We start from the raw sequence: 18,312 nt of genomic DNA on the forward strand, positions 1-18,312 counted from the left end.
CTCGTGAGACGGGCGGCCGGGTTCTCCTCCCCCGAGGATCCCGACCTGCCCGACCAGTGCGAATGCCCCCCGCACCAGTGCCTGGATCCCGCCCCCCGGTGGGATCCTCACGGCTGTCTCTATGGGATGAGACGACGCTCCTCCCGATTCATTACGCGACTTCTCGAAATTCCTTCGTACGAGTTTCGGGGACCCCCGACATCCGGCTCCGGCGGCACCTCTGGCGAACCCGGGCATCGCCTTGGAGTTCCGGGAAAGGGTGGCTTCCCTGGGAGATTCGCGAGAGAATGGAGAAGTCGCGTGATGAGAGGCGCTCTCATGCGTCTCTTCCCGTGGAGGCGCACCTGCGCCCGGCGACAGATGGATGATTGTGCACGAAGAGAACACGACACACGACGAAGCGATCGGCGACGCCGACCTGATCCTCCGCACCCGTTCGGGCGACACGGAGGCGTTCGGTGAACTCTGGCGACGACACTACCCGTCGGGTCTCTCCGTGGCCCGCTCGGTCACCTCGTCGATCGACCCCGATGACCTCGTGCAGGAGTCGTACACGCGCATCTATCAGGCGATCATCAAAGGGGGCGGGCCGAACGGATCCTTCCGCGCCTACTTGTTCACGAGCATCCGCAACACGGCGGCAGGCTGGGGACGCGCCCGCCGCGAGACCGCGATCGATGAACTCGACACCGTCGCCGACCCCGACACCACCGATCAGGCTGCGAGCGAGGCACTCGACCGCAGCCTCACCGCGCAGGCTTTCCGCAGTCTTCCCTCCCGCTGGCAGGAGGTGCTCTGGTACACCGAGATCGAGCAGATGAAGCCGCAGGAGGTCGGCCCTCTCCTCGGGATGAAGGCCGGCGCCGTGTCGCAGTTGGCCTTCCGCGCCCGCGAGGGTCTGCGCGAAGCCTGGATCCAGGCGCATCTGCGCAGCGCCGAAGACGGCTCCGAGTGCCAGTGGACCATCGAGCACCTGGGCGCCTACTCACGTGGCAACCTCAGCACGCGCGACCACAAGCGGCTCGAGCTGCACCTCGATGAGTGCGCTCGATGCATGATCGTCGCGGCCGAGGCGAAAGATGTCTCCAAGCGTCTCGCCCTGGTGCTCCTGCCTCTCGTCCTCGGCGTCACCGGCGCCGCCGGCTACCTCGCCACGCTGCAAGGCGCCGGCACGCCGATCGTCGCGCTGGCGGCCATGCCGTCGAGCATTCCCGGAGCCGTCTTCGCCGGTGACCCCGGTGCTTCACACGCCGCGACGGGCCTCGCTGCGACCGGTGGTTCAGGTTCCGGTGGCGGGGCCGGCGGCTCGGCGGGAGGCACTGCCGGCTCGTCCGCCGGTGCCGGATCCGCGGGTGGTGTGTTCACCGGGATCGGCGCGCTCGTCGGTGTGGGATCGGCCGCTCTGGTGGTCGCCGGTGTCGTCGCTGCCGCCACGATCCTTCCCGGACTCGCCGGCGCCGACCCGGCGACCTCGCTTCCGAGCGCGGGGGACGAGGACCCGTCGTCGATCTCGGCGGACGTCGGACCGGACGAGAAGCTGAGCCTCGACGAGCCCGTCGTCATCGAGCCGCCGGTCACCGTACCGGAGCAGCCTCCTGCGCCGCCGGCCGTGGATCCGGTGCCGGGAGCAGATGAGGTGGGTCCGGCCGCCGCCGCGCCTCCCGCCACCCTCCCTCCCGTCACGCCCCCTCCGGTCACGGTGCCACCCGTGGACCCGGTCGACCCCGTGGACCCGGTCGACCCCGTGGATCCGGTCGACCCGGGTGTCCCCACGGAGGCTCCCGCGTGGGAGACCGCCACCATTTGGTTCAACGGCCTCCAGGTCCACTACAGCGTTCCGATCACCGGAATGGCCGGTCAAAGGGTCGAGGCCCTTCTCGACGACAGCACCGGCGGCGGTGACAGCATCCTGCTCGACGAGTCCGGCTTCGGCGTCATCGATCTCCGCCCGACTTTCTGGCAGTTCGTCGACGCGGACATCACAACCGTCACCTTCCGTTACATCCTCGCGTCGGGCACCAGCCCCTCCACGGTCACCACACTGCTCGAGCTCGAGCCCAACCGTCCCGAGGGTCCGGAAGAGGAGGCTCCGATCGTGTCCGCCACCGCGACGCCGGACACCGCGAGCGATGTGTCGACCACCTCACCTGCGGCGTCCGAGCCGACGTCGGTGGCCGACCCTGTGACGGCTCCCGCACCTGCACCCGTCGACCCCGCACCCGTCGAGCCCGCGCCCGTCGAGGCCACGCCCGTCGAGGCCACGCCTGTCCCCGCAGACTCGACCGAACCCGCACCTGCGCCTCTGACCGAGGCCGCCGCTGCCCCGGCTGAGGACGCCCCCGCCGCCGAATAGACTGGATCCATGTCCTCGGATCCCGCTCCTGTCCCCGGCGTCGACCGCCCGGTCATCACCGCTCTCGACATCGTCCGCGCCGTCGTCCTCATCGTCGCCGTGGCCTCTCTCGCCCTCTGGGGCTTCGCGAGCTGGGATCTTCCCTGGAACGTCGTCATCGGCGTCGGAGCTCCCGTCGTCGTGATCCTGATCTGGGCGCTGTTCCTGTCGCCGCGTCCGGTCCTGCGCGTGCACCCTTTCCTCCGCGCCGCCGTCGAGTTGCTGATCTACGTCGGAGTCACCATCGCCTGGTGGTCGATGGGCCAGGCGCTCATCGGCACGGCCTTCGCCCTCGTCGCGGTGGTCGCCGGTGTGCTCAGCGGCCGACGCGCGCTGTCCTGAGGCTTCTCTCGTGAGCACACCGTCGTGAGCACGCCATCGTGAGCGCCCTCTCCCTCCTGCAGGAATCCCTCGGAGCGCTCGTCGACACCGACGACGCCTCGCTCGAACAGGCCAGGGCCGACCGCTCCGGTCATGCCGCAGTGGGCCGTCCACTCGCCGTCGTCCACGCGGAGCGGATCGAGCATGTGCAGCAGACCATGCGCATCGCCACCGCCACCCGCACTCCGGTCGTGATCCGCGGCGCCGGAACCGGGCTGGCGGGCGCCGCGAACGCAGGAACCGGCGAGATCGTGCTGTCGCTGCGCCGGATGACAGCGATCAACGAGATCCGTCCCGATGATCTGCTCGCCGTGGTCGAGCCCGGAATCCTGAACGCCGACCTCAACGCCGCACTATCCGAGCACGGGCTGTGGTGGGCGCCCGACCCCGCCAGTCGCGACATCTCGACCGTCGGCGGCAACATCGCCACGGGCGCCGGCGGTCTGCTCTGCGCCAAGTACGGCGTCGTGCGCGACGCGGTACTCGGGGTCGACGTGGTGCTCGCGGACGGGCGGCTGATGCACCTCGGGCACCGCAGCGTCAAAGGCGTCACTGGACTGGATCTCACCGCACTGATGGTCGGCTCGGAAGGAACGCTCGGAGTCGTCGTCGGGGCCACCCTGAAGCTGCGCCGGCTCGTCCCCGGCGAGATCTGCACCGTCACAGCGACCTTCCCCGGCGTACGCACCGCGGCCGCCGCCTCCGCCGCCGTCACCGCTGCCGGCGTCCAGCCGGCGATCATGGAGCTGATGGATGCCGCGAGCCTCTCCGCCGTGCATGCTCTCCTCGCGCTCGCTGTTCCCCCGGAGGGCGCGGCCCAGCTGACCATCCAGACGGACGGCCCGGCGGCTGCCGCCGAAGCGGACACGATCGCCGCGATCCTGCGCGATCACGAGGGGGCGGTGATCGTCTCCCATGACCGCGACGAGGGCGAGCGCCTCCTCGCCGTCCGACGGTCTATGCACGCAGCGATGGCATCGCTGGGCACGACTCTGATCGAAGACGTCTCGGTACCGCGCAGCGCCATGCCGGCGATGTTCGACGAGATCGCGCGCATCGAGCGCGAGTACCGCATCGTGATCCCGACGGTCGCCCATGCCGGCGACGGCAACCTGCACCCGAACTTCATCTTCGAGGGGACGGAGACGCCGCCGCACGTGTGGGCGGCAGCAGACGAGCTCTTCCGCGCCGCCATCCGTCTCGGCGGCACCCTGACAGGCGAGCACGGCATCGGAGTCCTGAAACGGCGCTGGCTCGCCGAGGAGTTGGGTGACGACCAATGGCAGCTCCAACGTCAGATCGCCGCCGTGTTCGATCCGCTCGGCATCCTCAACCCCGGAAAGGTGTTCGCCTCCGATGCCTGACATCCATGTGAGCGCGGCGGTGATCGTCGATGAGTCCGGACGCGTGCTGGTCGTCCGCAAGCAGGGCACGACCATGTTCATGCAGCCGGGCGGCAAGCCCGAGGCCGGCGAGTCCGCCGCGCAGACGCTGATCCGCGAGCTCGACGAGGAACTCGGGCTGGTCCTCGACGAAGCCGACCTCGAGCCTCTCGGCACGTTCGTCTCCGCGGCAGCGAACGAACCGGGGCACCGGGTCGTCGCAGAGGCTTTCGCGACCTCCGTCGACCCCGGGGCGGTGAGTGTTCAGGCAGAGCTCGCCGAGCTGCGGTGGATCACCCCGGCCGACGTCGCCACGCTTCCGCTGGCGCCGCTGAGCGTCGAGCACCTGCTCCCGATCGCCTGGCCAGCGCCGGCGAGCTGAGCGCGCCGGCGCGGCGCTCGGGCAGGCCTCAGATGCCCTGCCAGGCGGGCTTGTTGGCGAACGTGTAGCGGTAGTAGTCGGCGAGTGCGAGGCGCGACGCCGCGGCTTCGTCGACCACGATCGTGGCGTGCGGGTGCAGCTGGATCGCGGAACCGGGCAGGAGAGCCGTGAGCGGTCCCTCGACCGCTCCGGCGACGGCCTCGGCCTTGCCCTCGCCGAAGGCGAGCAGCACGAGGTGACGCGCCCTCAGGATCGTTCCGAGCCCCTGGGTGATGCAGTGCATGGGAACGTCGTCGATCGAGTCGAAGAAGCGGGCGTTGTCTTCGCGCGTCTGCTCCGTGAGCGTCTTCACGCGAGTGCGGGACGCGAACGACGATCCGGGCTCGTTGAAGCCGATGTGTCCGTCCGTGCCGATGCCGAGGATCTGCAGGTCGACGCCCCCGGCGGCATCGATGGCCGCCTCGTAGTCATCGCCCGCGTGCTGGATCGTCGCCTGCGCACCGTTGGGGACATGGATGCGCTGCGGGTCGAGGCCGAGCGGCTCGACGACCTCACGGGTGATGACGGAGCGGTAGCTCTCCGGGTGCGCGGGGTCGATCCCGACGTACTCGTCGAGGGCGAAGCCGCGCACCTGCGAGACGTCGTGACCCGCGAGCTGCGTGCGCAGCGCCTGGTACACCGGCAGCGGTGTCGATCCGGTGGCGAGGCCGAGGACCGCATCCGCACGACGCGCGATCAGCTCCACGATCTCGGTGGCGACCAACGCACCGGCAGCCTCGGCATTCTCGACGATGACGACCTCAGCCATGGGGAACGATCTCCTTCTCGGTGATGGAAGCGCCGACGAGTGCGGCGCCGAATGCGGCGGCGGGAGAACCCGCGGGGAGCAGTTCGATTCTCTCATCCAGGCGGAGCGACCGCATGAACGGTGACGCCTCGGCGCCCGCGTGCAGGGCGGCGCGGATGCCGTTCTCGAGCCGGTCTCCGAGAGCGGTGAGTCCTCCCCCGATGACCACCGTCTCGACGTCGGCGGAGAGCACGAGAACCCGCACGGCGGCTGCGGCTCCGTGGTAGAGGTCGTCGCGAAGGGAGAGTGCCAGCGGATCGCCGGCGTCCGCCGCGTCGAAGATGTCCCGGATCGGCAGCGCACCGGGGCGACCCCACGCCTTGGCCAGCGCGCCCCCACCGCAGAAGGTCTCGACGCAGCCGTGCTGTCCGCAGCCGCACAGTCGTCCACGCGGATCGACCGAGAGGTGACCGACCTCGCCGGCCGTTCCCCGCGCGCCGCGCCAGATGCGCCCGTCGATCACGATTCCGGCGGCGACGCCCGTTCCGAGGTTCAGGTAGGCCATGGACCCGGCGACTCCGCTCAGCACCGCGGCTCCGAGCGCCGCGGCCTTCACGTCGTTCTCCACCCGGAAGGGGACACCGAGTGCACGCTCGGCCGTGGCAGCGAGGTCCAGGGACTCCACCCCGAGGTTGACGGCGTGATCCACGCGGCCGGCCTCGGCGTCGACGAGTCCGGGGATCCCGATCCCCACGGATCCGACGTCGTCGAGGGCGAATCCGCTCTCGACGGCGAGGGCGGTGACCGCCGCGACGATGCTCTCGACGACGGCGTCGTCACCCCAGCCGGTCGGTCGGCGCAGTCTCCCCCGGATGTCTCCGGACGGATCGACGGCGACCGCGTCGATCTTCGTACCGCCGACGTCCAGGCCCACTCGAATGGGCCGACCGGAGCGGTCGGCACTGCCGGCACCCATCATCGGATGCTGCTCCCTGCCGTGACGGTGATGGTGGCGTCGACGATCACGACACTCCCAGCTGTCCGGAGAGCACCATGACGGCGGCTCCTCGCAGGACGATGTCCTCCTGGTGCGTCAGCCGCACCACGACATCCTCGAAGACGCCCTCGAGGGTCCGCGCGTGCAGCGTCTCGATGGCGGCGTCGATCAGGATGCCGTCGAGCAGCTCGGCCGGTCCGGAGAGCACGACCTCGGAGAGATCGAGCGCCGCGACGATCGGGGCGACCGCGATGGCCATCCGCGTTCCGGCATCACGGAGGATCTCGTCTCGCGCATCGGGGTCCGCAGCGATCGCCGCGCCGAGGCGGCTCACGCTGAGCCACGCTTCGAGACAGCCGTCCTTGCCGCACGCGCAGCGCGGTCCGCCGTCGGTTCCGACCACGACGTGACCGATCTCCCCTGCGGCGAAGCGGCTGCCGAGCAGAGGCTGGCTGCCGGTGATGAGACCGGCGCCGACGCCCTTGCCGATCTTGATCAGCATGAAGTCGGCCTTGGCGTCACCGAAGGTGTACTCCGCGAGCACCGCTGCGTTGGCGTCGTTTCGGGCGAGGACGGGAAGGTCGAGGTCGACGCCGAGCTTCGCCTCGAGCGGGAAGTTCGTCCAGCCGAGGTTGGGCGAGCTGAGGACGAGGCCATCGGGACGCACCACACCGGGCGTGCCGATTCCCACACCCAGCAGAGGCTGGGTCGATGCGGCGACGAGGGCGTCCGCCAGCTCACGCAGTGCCGCATAGGCCGCCTCGCCGTCGGGCGATGCGGGGCGGGCCACCTCGCGCCGCTCGAGCACATCTCCGTCGAGACTCAGCACCGCACCGGTGAAGGCGTCCGGTCCGGAGAGGTCGAGACCGACGATCTGATGCCCGAAGCGGTCGATGTCGATGAGGATCGGCGGCTTGCCGGGGCCGACGGCCTCACGGACGCCCATCTCGATCACGATGCCGTCGGCGATGAACTCTGCGACCAGGTCGGAGATGGTGACCCGGGTGAGTCCGGTCTCCCGGGAGAGGTCGGCACGACTCATCGCGCCGGCGTGGTAGAGCGTCTGCAGCACGAGGGCGCGGTTGTGCCCTCGTGCGTGCTCGGGCAGCACCTTGGATCGTGAGCGCAGGTGGCGCCCGGGGCCGAAGGCGTGCGCATTCGCACCGACGTACTCTGACGGCGATGCGGAACGCTGTTCATCCGAAACGGACATGTTTGTTAGTAGACCTTACGAACAAAATTTGCGCAACCTCTACCCGCGGACGCGCGAGCAGGGTTACCGAAACGTTACATTACTTTCGATCGTCTTCGGCGACCGTGTTCGAGCGCTCGAGGAGACGCTCCACCAGGCCCGCGACGATCTGCTCCCGCGCCTCGATCGTGAGCGGCTTCCCCGGCACGCCGGGACGGCGCTGAGCGGGTTGCGGACCGTCAAGGGGACGATACCGCACCCCGGCGGCGGCGAGCCGGCGCAGATGGGTCGGCAGGCGGCGTCCGAAGCCGGCATACGGTGCGGCGTCGCCTCCTTCCCAGAGTCTCTCGGCGATCGCCGAGAGACGCGGGAACACCGCGAAGTCGACGCGATCCGCTGTCGGCAGATGCTCGCTCCACACGTTCGCCTGTCCCCCCACTGCGCCATCCACGACGCGCAGCGTGTAGGCGCGCTCGATCGTGAGCGGCGGACCGACCCTGATCGGCTCCTCCTCGGACTCCGACTGCGGGTAGTCGAGATAGACCTCGAGGTCGGGGCACGCCACGACCTCGATACCGAGACGCAGCGCCTCGCGCATCGCCGCCGGGCCGCGCCAGGCGAGGATGCGCACCCCCTCGGGGACATCCCCTTCGAGAACCTCGTCCCAGGCAAGCGCGGTGCGCCCCCGGGAACGCACGTGCGCCACGAAGTGCGCGGTGAACCACGGCTGCACGTCATGCGGCGTGGCGAGGCCGAGCTCACGCATCCGCGCGCCGGCCGCTGCGCTCTGCGCCCACTCGGTGACCGGCACCTCGTCGCCGCCGATCCCGATCCACTCCGAATCGAAGGCATCGCACAGCGCATCGATCGCCGCACGTCCGAAGGCCAGAGCGGCATCCGTGGGCGCCAGGGTGCGCGGGTTCACCCCGAAGCGCTCCCAGGCGGAGGGCGCCGGCTCCCCGACGTCGAGGTTGCCGAGCTCGGGGTACGCGGCGAGGCCCGCCTGGATGTGCCCCGGCAGTTCCACCTCCGGCACGAGGGTCACGAATCGCTCGCGAGCGTAAGCGACCAGATCGTGCAGTTCCGCCGTCGTATAGAACCCCTCGTGCACACCGGGGACGACGGTCGACGACGGACCGTGTCCCAGCTGTGTCGCCTCCCGCCGCCCGCCCACCTCGGTGAGCCGGGGGAAGCCGGGCACCTCGAAACGCCAACCCTGGTCGTCGGTGAGGTGCAGATGCAGGACATTCAGGTGATGGTCGGCGAGAAGGTCGATGAACCGGCGGACCTCCTCGACGCTCCGGAAGTGCCGGGCGACGTCGAGCATGGCTCCGCGCCAGCTGTACGCGGGCGCCCCTTGCCAGACCCCCGCGGGGATCAGCGCCGTCGTGGCATCCGGGTCCCGGAGCTGTCGCAGTGTGGTCGCGCCCCGGAACACGCCCACGGGACTCGCGCCCCTGACCTCGATCCCGGACGCGCTCACGGTCACCCGGAAGGCCTCGTCGCCGATGCGGCCGGCGACGGCGGCATCCGCGCCGAGGGACTCGTCGATCACCAGACGGATCGGCGAGAGTTCGCCGTCGCCTCCCTCGCCGCCCAGGCGCGCCACGGATGCGCGGAGATCAGAAGCGGTGAGATCAGAAGCGGTGGTACCGGAAGCGGTGATACCGGAAGCGGTGATACCGGAAGCGGTGCGGATCGGCGTCCGTTCCGTCCACAGGAATCCCGGGGCGGCCGGATCGATACGCGCATCGACGCGCGGCACCGTTGCACGGTGCGGCGGCGGCGGCATCCGCAGCGCGCGGCCGGGAGTGAGTCCGGTGACGTCACCGTCCGACACCACCGGTACGCCGTCGACCAGTACCTCGACGATGCCCTGCGGGGCGGCGAAAGGCGCCTCGAAGGTCGCTCCCGCCGCGATGGTCTCCGGATCGAACAGCACCAGATCCGCGGTCGCACCCTGCGTGACGATGCCACGGGGTGCATCGCCGCGATCGAGCCCCAGACGCCTGGCCGGAGTTCCGGAGAGGTGACGGACGGCTTCCTCCCAGGTGAGGATGCCGAGTTCGCGCACGTAGTGCCCGAGGTATCGCGGGAATGTGCCGCGCCCGCGCGGGTGCGGCCGGGCGCCGATCAGGATCCCGTCGCTTCCGCCCGCGTGCCGCGGATGCCGCATGATCGCGCGGACGTTCTCCTCGTCGCCGATGTGCATCAGGATCCCGGTGGCCCCGGCATCGTCGAGGATCGTGTCGAGCACCACATCGACGGCGCGGCGGCCGGTCGTGGTGGAGATCTCGGCGATGGTGCGTCCGACGAGATCGGCCAGGGCCGGATCGGCGGTGCCGGAGATCTGGATCTGCGTCCAATCGGCCTTCTCACCGTGGAAGCCGTCGCAGCCGACCTCCTCGAGCTCCACGCGCACGGCCTCTCGGCCGGCACTGTCGAGCCCGGCGATGGCACCGAGCAGATCGCCGGTGGCTGCGAGCCTGCTGGGCAGCAGTGCGGAGAGGGTGGTGGCGCCGGGAAGATAGGGATACGTGTCGAGCGTGACGTCCACGCCATCCGCGATCGCCTCGTCGACCAGAGTCAGCAGGTCACGCGCGCGACCCCGGTTCGGAGCGAAGTTCATGGTGGCATGGGTCAGATGCACGGGGCATCCCGTGCGACGGCCGATGTCGAGCGCTTCGCGGTACGCCTCGAGCGCCCCTCCCCCGTAGCTGCGGGTGTGCGGCGCCCAGTAGCCGCCGCGTTCGGCGACGACGCGGCACAGCGCCTCGAGCTCGGCGGTGTCGGCGTACATCCCCGGCGTGTAGGTGAGTCCGCTCGACATCCCGAACGCTCCCGCATCCAGCGCTTCGCCCAGGAGGTCGGCCATGGCGGACATCTCGGCCGACGTCGCCGGACGGTTCTCATGACCGACGACCATCATCCGCAGGTTCCCCTGCGGTACGAGGACAGCGGCGTTCGCGACCGCTGCGGCGTCGATCGCCGCGAGCAGATCGTCCATCGTCCGCCATGGCACCTCGGCGGGCATGCCGTTCCATCCGGCGATCTGCGCGGGGATGACCGCGGCCGCCGCATCGTCGAGGGGCGCGTACCCGAGGCCGTCCTGACCGAGCACCTCGGTCGTGACGCCCTGGCGGATCTTCGCGTCGTGCGCCGCGCCGCTCAACACGGCGAGTTCGCTGTGCGCATGCATGTCGATGAATCCGGGGGCCAGCACGAGGCCGTCGGCTCCGACCTCCACAGCCCCGTCGGGAAGCGCGAGCACCGGCTCCGATGCCCCTTCGGGGATGATCGCCACCACCCTCTTTCCCTCCACGGCGACGTCGGCGACATACCTCGGCGCGCCCGTCCCGTCGATGACGGTGGCTCCGCGATAGACCCGGACCAGGCCGGCGGCCGCCTTCTCCGCGCTCAGAAGCATGTCGCCACCGCTCCGATCACCCGCGGGTCGGCGGCGTCCGGATCGTCGATCACCGCGACCACCCGCCATTTGTCGAACGCCGTGCAGGGATGTGAAAGTCCCAGCCGCACGACATCGCCGACGGCGACCCTCGCGTCATCCGCGAGGCTCAGGAACGCGTGCTGGTCGTTCAGCGCGGTGATCGCACCCGCGACGCTCTGGGGAACGGGCAGGTCGAGATCGAAGGGCACGTCTCGACGACCGGCGTCGAGCAGCGCGAGGCCGTCCTCGGGCTGCGACACCACGCGCGACCAGGCGTGCATCGCAGAACGCAGCGGTGCGGTCCCGGTGAGCGGCCCGAAGGGCGACATACGGGAGTAGAAGCCGTCGTCGTGGATCTGGAACGCGCCGGAGCGCAGCACGACATCCGCCTCGGCGCCCACCGTCCCGAGCACCGCCGCCGCCCGGTCGGGGAAGGAACTGCCGCCGGCGCTCAGCACAGGGCGCACGTCGTCCGGGTACTCCAGCCGCGTGTGCAGCTCGATGAGCGTCTCCAGGTAGGCGTCGACCGCGGCCACGGAGGTGTCGCCGCGGTCCGGCCCGAACGGCCCCTCGTATCCGGTGACGCCCGCGAGGCGCAGTCCCGGGGCGGCGGCGATGGCCTGCGCGATGCACTCCCCCTCCGCCACCGTGCGCGCGCCGGTTCGACCGTGCGCGCCGCCCAGCTCGACCAGCACGTCCAGCGGACGCGACGCATCGCGCATGCCGTTCGCGAGGATCATGACGCCGTCGAGGGAGTCGGCCCAGCACAGCACACGCAGCCCGTCGTCCGCACCGAGCAGGGATCCCAGTCGGCGCACCGCCGCGGGATCGGTGACGGCGTTCGCGATGAGCACGGTCGAGACGCCGGCATCCACGGCCACTTCGGCCTGCCAGGGCGTCGCGACCGAGATCCCCCACGCGCCCGCGTCGAGCAGCCGCTGCCACAGGGCCGGCGCCATGGTGGTCTTGCCGTGTGGAGCGAGCAGCACGCCACGGTCTTTCGCCCAGGTGAAGACGGTCTCCTCGTTGTGCGCGAGGGCACCCTCATGCACCGTCAGGACCGGGGTGACCAGATCGGAGAGGTGCAGGCCGGCCTCGGCCACCTCGGCGAGACGCAGTCCCGCAGCATGCGCCGGGAAGCCCTTCGTCCAGGCGCCGAGAACGGGATCCGGAATTTGTAGAGGCATCTAACAATGCTACTAGGCTTGACGGCATGACCGAGAAGATCCGCGTTTCCACCGATGCCGCCCCCGCCCCCGCCCACACGTTCTCGCAGGGGATCCGCAAGGGCCCGTTCGTGCAGGTGTCCGGTCAGGGGCCCGTCGATCCGACGACGAACGAGTACCTGTTCCCCGGCGACGTGGCCGCCCAGACCACCCGCACGCTCGAGAACGTGAAGGCGATCGTCGAAGCCTCCGGCGCGACGTTCGACGATGTCGTGATGCTGCGCGTCTACCTGACCAAGCGCGAGGACTTCCCGATCATGAACGACGCCTACGGGGAGTTCGTGACCGCGCACACCACGAACGGGGTGCTGCCCTCGCGCACCACCGTCTTCACCGGCCTGCCGCGCGAGGAGATGCTGGTCGAGATCGACGGCATCGCCATCGTCGACTGACCTGGCGAAGCGGGGAGGAACGTTATCACGGACCGTTGCCTCCCCGTTACCTCCCATCCCGTACCATTGGACGTCAGGACACGTTTGAGAACCGGGGGGTGAAGTTCGTGACCGATCTGATTTCTGCGCCGGGCGCAGCAGCCGAGGCGCGTGGAGATGACTCCGCGCCCACTGCAGTGCTCACTCCCACGGACGCTCCCACCGAGACCGTTCCACCGACCACAGGCGACCAGCCTCTGGCCTGGGCGCCCATCGAGCCGTCTCCCAAGAAGCGCCGCCTCGGCCTCTGGATCGGACTGGGCCTGGGCGTCGTCGCACTCGGCGCCGGCGCCGCATCCATGATCCTCATCGCCCCAGGCACCACGGTCGCGGGAATTCCCGTCGGATGGATGACACCCGGAGCCGCAGCAGACGCGATCGACTCCCACCTGGCCGAGACCGAGATCGCCCTCACGGGAGACGGAGACGGCACTGTCCTGACCGGCGCCGACCTCGGCGTCACCGTCGACGCGACCGCTCTCGCCGACAAGGCCTTCGCCGAGCACCCGCTGTGGAACCTCGGCGCGTGGATGGGCGAGCCCGTGCCGGCGGAGATCGCATTCGACGCCGAGAAGGCGACCACCGCACTGCGCGACGCGGTACCGACCAGCTTCGACGACCCCGTGGACGCGGGTGTCGTCTTCGATGCCGCGAGCGGCACCTTCGTCATCACCCCGGCCGAAACCGGAACCGGCATCGACCTCACCGCGCTCAACGCCGCCTTCACCGAGGCGGTCGGCGAAGGCCGTACCACGCTCGAGTACTCGGGCGACGCCGCCGAGGCCCTGCCCGCCGTCTCGGACGACGATGCCACCGCCACGGCCACGGCTCTCAACACCATGCTCCCCACCGTCGGGTTCTATGTCGGCGAGGAGCGCACCGTACCGGTGGATCCCGCCGTCGTCGCCACCTGGCTCACGGTCTCGGACGACGACGGTCAGCTGCGCATCGACGCCGATCCGCAGGCGATCCAGGCGACCGTCGACGGTCTTCCCGCTCTCGTCGACCGCGCGCCGGTCAATGCGACCAACATCGTCAACTCCGCCGGCACCGTGCTGCGCGCAGAGCAGGAGGGCGTCGCGGGGCGAGCGCTCGGAGACACCTCCGGCATCGCAGAGAAGTTCGCCGACCAGCTCGCCGCCGGCAACGGCGCCTTCGCGCTTTCGGTCACCGAGACGCCGTTCGAGACGGTGAGCCTGTTCCGCCGCATCGACATCAACCTGAGCTCGCAGCGCGCCGTTCTCTACGAGAACAACGTGGTCGTGAACTCGTGGGCCGTGTCGACCGGCCTTCCCGGAACGCTGACGCCCACCGGCAACTTCACGGTCTTCGCGCACACCCGCATCCAGGACATGGGCTGCTACGAAGGTGCCCCGTACTGCACCAAGGACGTGCCCTGGATCACCTGGTTCGCCCCGAACATCGGCTTCCACGGCACCTACTGGCACAACAACTTCGGCCAGCGGATGAGCCACGGTTGCGTCAACCTGCCGATCGACCTCGCCAAGTACGTCTACGACTGGTCCCCGAAGGGCCTCGAGGTCTCCGTCCACTACTGACGAGCGCTGTCCCTCTGCGCACGTGGAGGGACAGACGCGTCCCCCGCTGCCGACGACCACATCGTCGCGCTCCGGCATCACGCGATCAGGTCGAGTCCGGAGACAGGACGCGCCACCCGCGCACCCGCGCGCCCGGCGCGGCATTCCGCGCGGACACGACGCGGGCTTCCGCGCGGGTACGCAGAAGGGGGCGGACGCCGCGGCGTCCGCCCCCTTCTGTCGACTTATGCGTCGACTGCTCAGCGCAGTGCGTCGACGATACCGTTCAGGGTCGCGGACGGACGCATGACCGCTTCGACCAACGCGTCGTCCGGACGGTAGTAGCCGCCGATCTCGACGGGCGCGCCCTGCACCGCGTTGAGCTCGGAGACGATGGCCTCCTCGTTCTGCGCGAGTGTCGCGGCGATCGGTGCGAACGCCGCAGCGAGGTCGGCGTCCTTCGTCTGCTTCGCCAGCTCCTGAGCCCAGTACAGACTCAGGTAGAAGTGGCTGCCGCGGTTGTCGATCGTGCCCAGAGCACGACCGGGCGAGCGGTCCTCCTCGAGGAACGTCCCGGTCGCGGCGTCCAGCGTCTCGGCGAGCACTCGGGCCTTCTCGTTACCGGTGCGGTCGGCGAAGTGCTCGAGCGAGGCAGCCAGCGCGAAGAACTCACCGAGCGAGTCCCAACGCAGGTAGTTCTGCTCGACGAGCTGCTGCACGTGCTTGGGCGCCGAGCCTCCGGCACCGGTCTCGAACAGGCCGCCGCCGGCGAGCAGCGGCACGATCGAGAGCATCTTGGCGCTCGTGCCGACCTCGAGGATCGGGAACAGGTCGGTCAGGTAGTCGCGCAGCACGTTGCCGGTGACCGAGATCGTGTCGAGCCCGTGACGCATGCGAGCGAGCGTGTAACGCGTGGCCTCCTCCGGCGCGAGGATGGTGATCGTGAGGCCCTTGGTGTCGAGGGTCGCGAGACCCTGGTGCACCTTGGCGATGATCTGCGCGTCGTGCGAACGGTTCGCGTCGAGCCAGAAGACGGCGGGGTCGCCGGTCGCACGGGCACGGGTCACCGCGAGTTTGACCCAGTCCATCACCGGGATGTGCTTGGTCTGCGTCGCTCGCCAGATGTCGCCCTTGCCGACCGTGTGCTCGATGAGCACGGTGCCCTCGCTGTCGAGCACCTGGACGATGCCGTCTGCCGCGATCTCGAACGTCTTGTCGTGGCTGCCGTATTCCTCAGCCGCCTGCGCCATCAGCCCGACGTTGGGAACCGTGCCGATCGTGGCCGGGTCGAGCGGACCGTTCGCGATCACGTCGTCGATCACAGCCTGATAGACGCTCGCGTACGAGGAGTCGGGGATCACGGCGAGCGTGTCGGTTTCTTCGCCCTCCTTGCCCCAGAGCTTGCCGCCGTTGCGCACCAGTGCCGGCATCGACGCATCGACGATCACATCGCTCGGCACGTGCAGGTTCGTGATGCCCTTGTCGGAGTTCACGTACGACAGACGCGGGCCCTCGGCGATGGCCTTGTCGAAGGCCGCGGCGATCTCGGCGCCGTCAGCCACGTTCGCGAGACCCGAGAGGATCGAGCCGAGCCCGTCGTTCGCGCTGAGGCCCGCAGCGGCCAGCTTGTCTCCGTACTGCGCGAACACGTCTGCGAAGAACGCCTTCACGACGTGACCGAAGATGATCGGGTCGCTGACCTTCATCATGGTCGCCTTGAGGTGCACCGAGTACAGCACGTCGTCGGCCTTGGCCTCTTCGAGCGTCTGGGCGAGGAACGCGTCGAGCTCCTTGGCGGAGAGGAACGTCGCGTCGATGATCTCGCGCGGGAGGACCTTGAGCCCCTCCTTCAGGACCGTGACCGTTCCGTCCTCCGCCGTGTGGCGGAAGCTCAGCACGTCGTCGTGTGCGGCGACCCAGGAGCGCTCGTTGTGCTTGAAGTCGTCGTGACCGAGAGTCGCGACGCGCGTCTTGGAGCCCGAGGCGAAGGGCTTGTTGCGGTGCGGGTGCTTCCTCGCGTAGTTCTTCACTGCCAATGGGGCACGTCGGTCGCTGTTGCCCTCACGCAGCACCGGGTTCACGGCGGAGCCCTTGATGCGGTCGTAACGAGCGCGGACGTCCTTCTCCTCGAGCGAGGACGGCTCGTCCGGGAAGTCGGGGATGTCGTAGCCCTGCTTCTGAAGCTCGGCGATGGCCCCCTTCAGCTGCGGAATCGACGCCGAGATGTTCGGCAGCTTGATGATGTTCGCCTCCGGGAGCGTGGCGAGACCGCCGAGCTCGGCGAGCGAATCGCCCACCTGCTGCTCCGGGGTGAGCTTCTGCGGGAAGGCGGCGAGGATGCGGCCTGCCAGCGAGATGTCGCGCGTCTCCACCTCGATACCGGCCTGGCCGGTGAATGCCTGGATGATCGGGAGGAACGAGGCGGTGGCGAGCGCCGGTGCCTCGTCTGTGTACGTGTAGATGATGGCGTCGTCGGTCACCGGGAGGTACTCCGTTCGCGGGGAAATTGTCTCGATACCAAGATACCTGAGCCGGTCTGGCCCTGCGGCCTCGGCCCACGACCGGTGGCCACCCCATATCGACGAACGGCCAGAGCGCAGCGAAATGTTGTCCGGAAAGGTGTCGCGCCTGCCGGGAGGGGTTAGCCTGGGTCCATGTCCGAACTGCGCATGGTCGAACTCTCCGCTGCGACGATCGTCGCCGTGAACAACCTGTCGCTCAAGCCCGGGCAGGAGCAGTTCCTCGCTCCGGTCTCGTACGGGATCGCAGCGACCGTCATCAACCCGCAGACCTCCTGGCAGCGGGTGATCCTGGACCGCAACGAGGTCGTGGGCTTCGTCAGCGCCAACTTCGACGCGGAGGCACCGGAAGAGCACTTCCGTTCAGTGCTGTGGCGCATCAACGTCGATGCCGACGACCAGGGCCGCGGTGTCGGCCGGTACGCCGTCGAGGCGCTCGTCGATGAGGCCCGCGCGCGCGGCGTCGACCACGTCAACGTGATCTACGAGGCGGGCGAAGGCGGTCCGGAGACCTTCTTCCACCGCGTCGGCTTCACCCCCGTGGGCGAGACCGCCTACGGCGAGGTCATCGCCGAGATCCGGGTCACGACCTAAGCCGGGCGGCGGGGTCTCGAATCCCCTCCCCCATCGAGACCTCGTCGCCCTTTCACGGGGTTCCGGGGGAGCGCTCTCACGACCTCCTCACGTGACGCACTGTCGTGGCGTCCCCCTCGTGACTCAGGGGCGTTCGTCCGGCTTGCCACCGCCGGGCTTGCGCCGATTCGTCCACGACGTGAGGGCGGCCGCAGCCGCACCGGCCGCTCGGTCGAGGGCTTCCGCGGAGCGGCTGAGCATGTCCTGCGCAGCGTCCTGCCACGCTGCCGTGGTCGGCGCCTCCCCCGCCTGCACCTTCGCGGCGTGCTCGGCCGCTTCGAACGCGCGCTCGAGCTCGGCGACGGCATCGCGATAGGCGGCGAACTCCGCCGGGGTGATGCGCCCGGCCGCCGCGCGGCGCATGTCCGTCGCGTGGCCGGCAGCACGGAAGTAGGCCGCCGTCTCGGGACTCTTGACGTCGGTCATCGCCGGATAGGAGATCTGCAGTGCCGGATCGGTCTCGTACCGCATCCACCGCGCCGTCACAGCATCGTGAGCGGCGTGCAACCGCTCCAAGGGGCGGGGCTCCGATGCCGAGGGCACCGCGGCCCGCGCCGCATTGAGACGCACCTGACGCGCGCGGACATCGGCCGAGGCGGCCTTCGCATCACGCTCCCGCTCCTTCAGCATCCGTCGCGCACCGGCCACCTGTTCGGCCGTCGCCCGCTGCGCCGCCCGCTCAGCGGTGACGCGAGCCAGGTCGGCGCGTGCGATCTTCCAGGCGGTGCGCCTCTCGGCCGCGGCCAGTTGCGCCTCCCTGAGATCATGACGCGCAGCATCGACTGCGAGGCGGCGTCCGCTCACCGTGCTGTTGCGACGACGCATTCCCATCACCCCCACCGTCCCCGCGGCGACCGCACTCGGCGCGATCCACCACCACTCGGCAACGAGCAGCAACGGGTCCATACCTCGATGCTACCCACGCACCGCGCTCGATGCGCGCCCCCGGACGTTCGCCCGAGGTCTCGACTGCTGCGGCCGCGATCGCCTCGCCGGGACGATGA

14 protein-coding genes are annotated in these 18,312 nt (G+C 69.7%); 7 read left to right on the top strand and 7 right to left on the bottom strand.

Translation table 11 applies throughout. The features are described from left to right. The first annotated feature begins 370 nt into the window (after positions 1-370). Genes GZ64_RS20270 through GZ64_RS0112640 form a run of 4 tightly spaced genes read left to right on the top strand, consistent with a single transcriptional unit; the run spans position 371 to position 4,537 of the window. A complete protein-coding gene (locus tag GZ64_RS20270) occupies positions 371-2,353 on the top strand; it encodes a sigma-70 family RNA polymerase sigma factor (RefSeq protein ID WP_051668035.1) in 1,983 nt (660 codons plus the stop codon). A 9-nt stretch (positions 2,354-2,362) separates the two neighbouring features. Next, positions 2,363-2,734 carry a YrdB family protein gene (locus GZ64_RS0112630; RefSeq protein WP_021198839.1) on the top strand — a complete coding sequence of 124 codons (372 nt, stop codon included), beginning with the start codon at positions 2,363-2,365 and terminating at the stop codon, positions 2,732-2,734. Between the two features lie 38 nt (positions 2,735-2,772). Further along, the gene (locus GZ64_RS0112635) at positions 2,773-4,137 is read left to right on the top strand and encodes an FAD-binding oxidoreductase (protein WP_029259530.1); all 1,365 of its coding nucleotides are present in this window, start codon (positions 2,773-2,775) and stop codon (positions 4,135-4,137) included. After that, a complete protein-coding gene (locus tag GZ64_RS0112640) occupies positions 4,130-4,537 on the top strand; it encodes an NUDIX hydrolase (RefSeq protein WP_021198841.1) in 408 nt (135 codons plus the stop codon). Before GZ64_RS0112635 ends, GZ64_RS0112640 begins: the two co-directional genes overlap by 8 nt. 28 nt (positions 4,538-4,565) lie before the next feature. Here GZ64_RS0112640 and nagB read toward each other — a convergent pair whose 3' ends face one another. From nagB to GZ64_RS0112665, 5 genes are all read right to left on the bottom strand, one after another. Further along, positions 4,566-5,345 carry a glucosamine-6-phosphate deaminase gene (gene nagB / locus GZ64_RS0112645; RefSeq protein WP_021198842.1) on the bottom strand — a complete coding sequence of 260 codons (780 nt, stop codon included), beginning with the start codon at positions 5,343-5,345 and terminating at the stop codon, positions 4,566-4,568. Next, positions 5,338-6,303 (bottom strand): ROK family protein, encoded by a 966-nt coding sequence (locus GZ64_RS0112650; protein WP_021198843.1) that lies wholly within the window; start codon positions 6,301-6,303, stop codon positions 5,338-5,340. Before GZ64_RS0112650 ends, nagB begins: the two co-directional genes overlap by 8 nt. A gap of 43 nt (positions 6,304-6,346) precedes the next feature. Then, the gene (locus tag GZ64_RS0112655; RefSeq protein ID WP_021198844.1) at positions 6,347-7,534 is read right to left on the bottom strand and encodes an ROK family transcriptional regulator; all 1,188 of its coding nucleotides are present in this window, start codon (positions 7,532-7,534) and stop codon (positions 6,347-6,349) included. A 79-nt stretch (positions 7,535-7,613) separates the two neighbouring features. After that, complete coding sequence (locus GZ64_RS19500; RefSeq protein ID WP_029266923.1) at positions 7,614-10,940, bottom strand: family 20 glycosylhydrolase; 3,327 nt, start codon at positions 10,938-10,940, stop codon at positions 7,614-7,616. Continuing rightward, positions 10,931-12,148, bottom strand: coding sequence for an alanine racemase (locus GZ64_RS0112665; protein ID WP_231479893.1), 1,218 nt, complete (start codon positions 12,146-12,148; stop codon positions 10,931-10,933). The genes GZ64_RS19500 and GZ64_RS0112665 overlap by 10 nt, the downstream gene beginning before the upstream one ends. Before the next feature lie 26 nt (positions 12,149-12,174). On the opposite strand from GZ64_RS0112665, the gene GZ64_RS0112670 reads away from it, so the two are divergent. Both GZ64_RS0112670 and GZ64_RS0112675 read left to right on the top strand, forming a co-directional pair. Then, positions 12,175-12,579, top strand: coding sequence for a RidA family protein (locus GZ64_RS0112670; protein ID WP_021198847.1), 405 nt, complete (start codon positions 12,175-12,177; stop codon positions 12,577-12,579). Between the two features lie 98 nt (positions 12,580-12,677). Then, complete coding sequence (locus tag GZ64_RS0112675) at positions 12,678-14,177, top strand: L,D-transpeptidase family protein (protein ID WP_029266927.1); 1,500 nt, start codon at positions 12,678-12,680, stop codon at positions 14,175-14,177. A 239-nt stretch (positions 14,178-14,416) separates the two neighbouring features. On the opposite strand, the gene GZ64_RS0112680 is transcribed toward GZ64_RS0112675, so the two are convergent. Continuing rightward, positions 14,417-16,636, bottom strand: coding sequence for an NADP-dependent isocitrate dehydrogenase (locus GZ64_RS0112680; RefSeq protein ID WP_029266937.1), 2,220 nt, complete (start codon positions 16,634-16,636; stop codon positions 14,417-14,419). Between the two features lie 174 nt (positions 16,637-16,810). Between GZ64_RS0112680 and GZ64_RS0112685 the strand changes: the two genes are divergently transcribed. Continuing rightward, positions 16,811-17,269 (top strand): GNAT family N-acetyltransferase, encoded by a 459-nt coding sequence (locus tag GZ64_RS0112685; RefSeq protein ID WP_021198850.1) that lies wholly within the window; start codon positions 16,811-16,813, stop codon positions 17,267-17,269. A 123-nt stretch (positions 17,270-17,392) separates the two neighbouring features. Here the strand turns inward: GZ64_RS0112685 and GZ64_RS0112690 are convergent, their stop codons facing one another. Further along, positions 17,393-18,214, bottom strand: a complete 822-nt coding sequence (locus tag GZ64_RS0112690) for a hypothetical protein (protein WP_051668037.1) — start codon at positions 18,212-18,214, stop codon at positions 17,393-17,395. Positions 18,215-18,312: the final 98 nt, after the last annotated feature.

The organism is Microbacterium sp. Cr-K32, from assembly GCF_000708345.1.
GTDB lineage: Bacteria > Actinomycetota > Actinomycetes > Actinomycetales > Microbacteriaceae > Microbacterium > Microbacterium maritypicum_A.

Coding starts and splice junctions, on each gene's coding strand:
- GZ64_RS0112630 (WP_021198839.1), top strand. CDS start 2,363: ATGTCCTCGGATCCCGCTCCTGTCCCCGGCGTCGACCGCCCGGTCATC.
- GZ64_RS0112665 (WP_231479893.1), bottom strand. CDS start 12,148: ATGCCTCTACAAATTCCGGATCCCGTTCTCGGCGCCTGGACGAAGGGC.
- GZ64_RS0112685 (WP_021198850.1), top strand. CDS start 16,811: ATGTCCGAACTGCGCATGGTCGAACTCTCCGCTGCGACGATCGTCGCC.
- GZ64_RS19500 (WP_029266923.1), bottom strand. CDS start 10,940: ATGCTTCTGAGCGCGGAGAAGGCGGCCGCCGGCCTGGTCCGGGTCTAT.
- GZ64_RS0112640 (WP_021198841.1), top strand. CDS start 4,130: ATGCCTGACATCCATGTGAGCGCGGCGGTGATCGTCGATGAGTCCGGA.
- GZ64_RS0112690 (WP_051668037.1), bottom strand. CDS start 18,214: ATGGACCCGTTGCTGCTCGTTGCCGAGTGGTGGTGGATCGCGCCGAGT.
- GZ64_RS0112650 (WP_021198843.1), bottom strand. CDS start 6,303: ATGATGGGTGCCGGCAGTGCCGACCGCTCCGGTCGGCCCATTCGAGTG.
- nagB (WP_021198842.1), bottom strand. CDS start 5,345: ATGGCTGAGGTCGTCATCGTCGAGAATGCCGAGGCTGCCGGTGCGTTG.
- GZ64_RS0112670 (WP_021198847.1), top strand. CDS start 12,175: ATGACCGAGAAGATCCGCGTTTCCACCGATGCCGCCCCCGCCCCCGCC.
- GZ64_RS0112655 (WP_021198844.1), bottom strand. CDS start 7,534: ATGTCCGTTTCGGATGAACAGCGTTCCGCATCGCCGTCAGAGTACGTC.